The sequence below is a fragment of the Methanobrevibacter sp. genome (assembly GCF_045539575.1).
In the GTDB taxonomy this organism is placed as follows: domain Archaea; phylum Methanobacteriota; class Methanobacteria; order Methanobacteriales; family Methanobacteriaceae; genus Methanocatella.
Window position 1 is genome coordinate 1 of the sequence record NZ_JAZQFM010000048.1, and the last position, 6,171, is coordinate 6,171.

7 protein-coding genes are annotated in these 6,171 nt (G+C 31.2%); all 7 read left to right on the top strand.

The features are described 5' to 3' along the window. Positions 1 to 98: 98 nt before the first annotated feature. On the top strand, positions 99 to 1,121 hold the full coding sequence (gene neuB, locus ACKI30_RS05955; protein ID WP_407410740.1) for an N-acetylneuraminate synthase: 1,023 nt from the start codon (positions 99 to 101) through the stop codon (positions 1,119 to 1,121). Between the two features lie 2 nt (positions 1,122 to 1,123). Further along, positions 1,124 to 2,257, top strand: coding sequence for a UDP-N-acetylglucosamine 2-epimerase (gene neuC, locus ACKI30_RS05960; protein WP_407410742.1), 1,134 nt, complete (start codon positions 1,124 to 1,126; stop codon positions 2,255 to 2,257). Between the two features lie 5 nt (positions 2,258 to 2,262). After that, a complete protein-coding gene (locus tag ACKI30_RS05965) occupies positions 2,263 to 3,270 on the top strand; it encodes a Gfo/Idh/MocA family protein (RefSeq protein WP_407410744.1) in 1,008 nt (335 codons plus the stop codon). 1 nt (position 3,271) lies between these two features. Next, the gene (locus tag ACKI30_RS05970; protein ID WP_407410746.1) at positions 3,272 to 4,207 is read left to right on the top strand and encodes a Gfo/Idh/MocA family protein; all 936 of its coding nucleotides are present in this window, start codon (positions 3,272 to 3,274) and stop codon (positions 4,205 to 4,207) included. After that, entirely contained in the window at positions 4,204 to 4,944 is a 741-nt protein-coding gene (locus ACKI30_RS05975; protein WP_407410748.1) for a cytidylyltransferase domain-containing protein, read from the top strand. Before ACKI30_RS05970 ends, ACKI30_RS05975 begins: the two co-directional genes overlap by 4 nt. Before the next feature lie 9 nt (positions 4,945 to 4,953). Next, positions 4,954 to 5,352 (top strand): acyltransferase, encoded by a 399-nt coding sequence (locus ACKI30_RS05980; protein ID WP_407410750.1) that lies wholly within the window; start codon positions 4,954 to 4,956, stop codon positions 5,350 to 5,352. A gap of 17 nt (positions 5,353 to 5,369) precedes the next feature. Beyond that, on the top strand, positions 5,370 to 6,171 hold an 802-nt coding region (locus ACKI30_RS05985), incomplete at its 3' end, for an acyltransferase (protein WP_407410752.1).

Consider the following 6,171-nt stretch of genomic DNA (forward strand, 5'->3'; position numbering starts at 1 on the left):
TTTATAAATTTATTAGATTAATTTATAATTTTTTTAGTGCATATATTAATATAATATTTTAGATAAAATTTAAATTAATAATAATTAAAGGTTTTTGTATGGTTTTTGATATTAATTTTAATGATTCAACATTTATTATAGCTGAAATCGGTGTAAATCATAATGGAAGTGTTGAACTTGCCCGTAAAATGATTAAATCAGCTAGTGAGTGTGGGGTTGATGCTGTTAAGTTTCAAACTTTTGTCAGTGAGGATTTAGTTAGTGAAAATGCAAAAACTGCCGAATATCAGGAAAAAAATACCAATGAAAATTCACAACTTGAAATGCTGAAAAAGTTGGAATTGTCATATGATGATTTTTATGAACTTAAAAGCTATGCTGAAGAGTGTGGAGTGGTATTTTTATCTTCACCTTTTGATTTTAAAAGTGTGGATCTTTTAGAGAAGTTAGGTGTTTCACTTTATAAATTGGGTTCAGGTGAACTGAATAATTTTGAACTGATTGATTATGTTTTAAATACTGATAAACCATTAATTTTGTCAACAGGCATGGCTACCTTGGAAGAGATTAAAGAAACCTATGATTTCATTGAAAATAAGGAAAAATTATGTATTTTGCATTGCATTACAGGATATCCGACTTCATTTGAGGAAGCAAATCTGAATTTCATAAAAACATTACAAAATGAATTGGATGTGCCAATCGGATTTTCAGACCATTCTCCGGGCATAGAACTTCCGATTGCAGCTGTTGCATTGGGTGCCTGTGTTGTTGAAAAACATTTTACATTGGATAAAACACTCGAAGGCCCAGACCATAAGGCATCTTTAAATCCTGAGGAATTTAAAGCAATGGTCAGTGCAATCAGACATGTTGAGGTTGCAATGGGAGATGGTGTTAGGAAATTTTCTGACAATGAAAATGAAATTAAAAAGGTTGCAAGAAAAAGCATCATTTTAAATAATAATCTCAAAAAAGGGGAAGTTCTTGAAAAAGAGATGTTGTCAATTAAACGTCCCGGAACAGGTATCGCTCCTAAGTATGTTGATGATTTAATAGGCAAAACAGTTAATAAAGACCTAAAATCAGGTCATGTTTTGCAATGGGAAGATTTGGAATAATTATGTTAAAGAAAGTATTATATATTACTGGAACAAGAGCAGATTATGGTTTAATGCACGATGCCTTGGAATTATTGGATAATGATGATAATATTCGCTTGGAAGTTGCAGTGACCGGTATGCATTTAATGGATGAATTCGGTTATTCTTTAGATGAAGTTAAAAAGGATAATTTCAATTTACATGTTATTGATCAAACATTTCTAAAAGACGATGAGCAGTCAATGTCTGCATTCATTGGTAATCTCATCGGCGATTTAACACAACTGATGGTTGAAATAAAACCTGATGTCGTTTTACTTTTAGGAGACCGTGGTGAAATGCTGGCCGGAGCTATTGTCGCTTCCTATCTGCAGATTCCTGTTGCACATATTCATGGTGGTGATGTTTCATCAACCGTGGATGATTCCGCTCGCCATGCAATAACAAAATTGTCCAATATTCACTTTGCGGCAACTGAAAAAAGCGCATCAAGAATAAGGCAAATGGGTGAAAATCCGGACAATATTTTTGTTGTTGGAGCACCGGGATTAGATTCAATAATTAAAATTAAGGATAAAATTGATGAAAAGCATTTGAAGGAAAAATATAATATTGCGCATGATTTCATTCTTGTATTGCAGCATCCGGTTAGTTTGGAGGTTGAAGACTCAGCTAATCAGATTAAACAAACTTTAGATGCAGTAACTTCCACTGATTATCAGGTCTTACTGGTTTATCCGAATGCAGATGCAGGCGGAAGGGCAATGATTGAGAAAATAAACGAATATGATGTTGACGCTTATAAGAACATACCTCATGACGATTTCATTGGCCTTTTGGGGTTAGCCAGTGCATTGATAGGAAACTCAAGCAGCGGAATAATTGAATCTTCTTCATTTAAGCTGCCTGTAATTAATATCGGAACCAGGCAGGCTGGCCGTGAAAAGGCAGAGAATGTTATTGATGTTGATTATGATTCAGATGGAATATTAAATGCCTTGAATTATATTAGAAGTGATGATTATCAAGATAAATTAAATAATTGTATCAATCCCTATGGAGATGGGAAAGCAGGTGAAAATATCTGTAAAATTTTAAATGAGTTAGATATTAATGATGATTTATTGAATAAGAAATTTTTTGAGTTGGAGTGATAAATTTGAATGTTGGTGTAATCGGTTTAGGTTCAATGGGAAAAAGAAGAATTAGATTGATAAAAGAAAATTTTCCTGAAATAAATGTTGTTGGAATTGATAATAGTGATGAGAGATGTGAAGAGGTCAAATCATTGTTTAATATTGATGTTTATAATGATTCCAATGAATTTTTTAATTTAGATGATTTTGATGCAGTGTTCATATCAACTCCACCATTAACCCATTCTAATTTAATTAAACAGGCTTTGAATTCCAATTTGAATGTTTTCACTGAAATCAATTTGGGCAGTGAAGGTTATGCTGAAAATATTGACTTGTCCAATGAAAATGAGTTAGTCCTGTTTTTATCATCAACACAACTTTACAGAAAAGAAATAAATTACATTGACTCACAGGTTCAGGATTCAGACAAAGTTACTAATTATATCTATCATATAGGCAATTATTTGCCGGATTGGCACCCTTGGGAGAGTTATAAAAACTTTTTTGTGGGAAATAAAAAAACTAATGGCTGTAGAGAAATTTTAGCTATTGAACTGCCGTGGATTGTAAATGTATTCGGCAATATTGAGAAATTGCATGTATCTAAAAATAAGATCACTGATTTGGAAATTGACTATCCTGACAGCTTTTTTATAAATATTATTCATGAAAACGGCAGTCGTGGTGCTTTAATTGTTGATTTGGCATCACGTAAAGCTGTAAGGAACTTGGAAATCATTAACGAGGATATTTATTTGTCTTGGGATGGAACTCCTCAAGGTTTTGAAGAATTTGATTTTGATGTGAATGAAATGAAGAAATTGAATTTATATGAGGAAATCTCAAAAGAAAATGATTATAATCAGACAATCATTGAAAATGCGTATCTTGAAGAAATTAAGGACTTTTTCAATGTCCTGTCAGGCAATGCAGAATGCGGATTACACTCTTTTGAAAAGGATAAATATATATTAGATATTATTGATAGAATTGAAGAAATCTCTGATAGTGAGGTTTTTGAGGTTTAACATGTTTGATTTAAAGATTTGTTTTGTTGGAATCGGCTCAATTGCTAAAAGGCATATTTCAAATATTAAAAACTATTTGGCTGATGATTTTAACTGTCAGATAGATGCTTATAGGAGCAGCAATTCTCCATTGGATGAGGATATTGCCAAATATATTTCCAATGAGTATCACAGCTATGACGAAGTTCCAAAAGATTATGATGCGGTTTTCATCACCAATCCTACAAAACTCCATTATGAAACTCTTAAATTATTTAAGGATAATTCTGAAAACTTTTTCATTGAAAAACCGATTGTCTATTCCGATGATTTAGATAAAAATTTCGATGAATTTAACTCAAAAACATGTTATGTCGCATGTCCCCTAAGGCATGGCAGCGTAATTCAATACCTTAAAGAAAATCTGGATTTAAATCAGGTAAATGGAGTCAGATCAATTTGCTCAACATACCTTCCCGAATGGCATTCTGATGAGGATTACAGGAAATCCTACAGTGCAAAAAAGGAATTGGGCGGCGGAGTAAGCATTGATTTAATCCATGAATGGGACTATTTGACTTACCTGTTTGGAATGCCAATTTCTGTGGATGCTATTTTGGATAAAGTGTCTAGTTTGGAAATAGATACTGAAGACATTGCCATCTACATTGCAAAATATGAAGATATGCTTTTAGAATTGCATTTGGATTATTTTGGCAGGTTTCCAATAAGGGAACTGATGATTTTTAAAGAGGATGAAACTGTCATCGGAGATATTTACAATAATAAGATAGTTTTTAAAAATGAAGATAAAATAATCGATTTTAATGAACAACGCAATGACTATCAAGTTGAGGAATTAAAATATTTCTTTAAATTAATTACAGAAGAAATAGAAAATATTAATGATATTCAAAATGCATTAAATGTTATGAAATTGGCTGGAGGAGAATTATGAAATTATTATTTACCATATGTGGACGTGCAGGGTCAAAAGGAATAAAAAATAAAAATGTCAAAAACTTTTTAGATAAACCTTTGGCTTTATATTCATTATCCGTCATTGATTTATATTTGAAAAAATCAAATTATGATGCGGATATAGTTATAAATACCGACAGTGAAAGTTTGATGGAAATATTCAACAATAATCCATTACGTTCCGTAGATATAATTGAGAGAAGTGCCGATTTAGCAGGCGATAAAGTTGCCAAAGTTGATGTTATTCAAAACTGTTTGGAAGTGATGGAAGAAAAGAACGGCAGTTACGACTTGATAATTGACTTGGATATTACCTCCCCGCTCAGGACAGTAAAAGATTTGGATGACATGATTGAAAAGAAATTGAATACTGATTATGACCTGATTTTTTCTGTGACCGATTCTAGAAGAAATCCGTATTTTAACATGGTTATGGAAACAGAACACGGCTATGATAGGGTAATCAAATCCAATTTTAATACAAGACAGGAAGCTCCAGTGATTTATGACATGAACGCATCAATTTATGTTTACTCCAGAGAGTTCCTGCAAAGAAAAGTGGGACTGTTTGATGGAAAATGCGGAATCCACAAGATGTTTGATACTGGAGTATTGGATTTGGACCATGAAAATGACATGTTTTTAATGGAAGTTATTGCAAAATATCTTTTTGAAAATAATGAGGAATTTGCTGAAGTTTACAATAATATTTAGGTGAAAAAAATGAGTGAAGATAGATTTGATGGATGGAAGGCTCCTGAAATAAATGAATGTGAACTGACTAAGTATAATTGGCTGGTTCAAAACAAGGATAATTTGGAATTAGGTTATAAAACTGATATAGGTGCATTTACATATATTAACGCAAAAAATCATGTTGTAATTGAAGATTATGTCCAAATTGGATCTCACTGCTCCATTTATTCAATATCCACTATTGATGATAAGGAAGGGGAAGTAATCTTAAAGGAAAACTGCAGAATTGGAACCCATTCAGTAGTGATGCCTGGAGTTACTGTTGGTAAGAATTCCATTATCGGCGCTTTTAGTTTTGTAACTGAAGATATTCCTGATAATGTTGTTGCTTTTGGAGTCCCTGCTAAGGTTCATAAAAAAATATAGTTTTCTTTTGTGATTATATGGATAAAAATCAAAGAATAGGTTATATTAGTTTAGCAAGTGTTTTATCTGCTGTTGCAGTTGTATTTTTACATTCAAATGTTACTGTAGCTGATTTTAATTATTCCGGATATTGGTTAATTGCGAATATAATACATTCTACTTTTATTTATGCAGTGCCGATATTTTTCATGATATCTGGTGCGATGTTGTTAGATTTTCGTGAAAAATATGATTTGAAAACGTATTTTTTCAAAAGAATAAATAAAACGGTTTTGCCATATATTTTTTGGAGTGTTGCAGGATTATTTATTCAAGTTTTTATTTTGCATAATATTCAATTTTCGGATGTTAATTTTCAGTATATTGTTTCTGGAATGATGCATGGGAATTTAGTCATTGTGTATTGGTTTTTTATACCGTTATTTGTTTTATATTTATTATTCCCATTATGTTTTTTAATTAAAGATAATAAAAAATTATTAATTTCTTCAATTTTTTTGTTGTTTATTATAAATGTTTTTATTTCAAGTTCAATTCCTGGATATTTAGCAATTGCTTTGACGGGTTATTATATTCATAAGTATGGGATCTCTAGAAGATTAAGGATATTATTTTATATTTTATTGGTAATTGGGTTTTTTGTCAATTGTTTTGGAACCTATTATTTATCACTATCTGCGGGTAAGTATGTTTCATATTTAAGGGACTACACTAGTGTTTCTACTGTATTATACTCTGTGGGGTTGTTTATTTTAATAAAATATGATTTAATAAAATTTTTAAAAATAATGAATATTAAAAAGATTATATCTTATTTAG

Excerpts from the sequence above, each read along its gene's own strand:
- ACKI30_RS05970 (WP_407410746.1), top strand. The coding sequence starts at position 3,272 with ATGTTTGATTTAAAGATTTGTTTTGTTGGAATCGGCTCAATTGCTAAA.
- neuC (WP_407410742.1), top strand. The coding sequence starts at position 1,124 with ATGTTAAAGAAAGTATTATATATTACTGGAACAAGAGCAGATTATGGT.
- ACKI30_RS05975 (WP_407410748.1), top strand. The coding sequence starts at position 4,204 with ATGAAATTATTATTTACCATATGTGGACGTGCAGGGTCAAAAGGAATA.
- neuB (WP_407410740.1), top strand. The coding sequence starts at position 99 with ATGGTTTTTGATATTAATTTTAATGATTCAACATTTATTATAGCTGAA.
- ACKI30_RS05980 (WP_407410750.1), top strand. The coding sequence starts at position 4,954 with ATGAGTGAAGATAGATTTGATGGATGGAAGGCTCCTGAAATAAATGAA.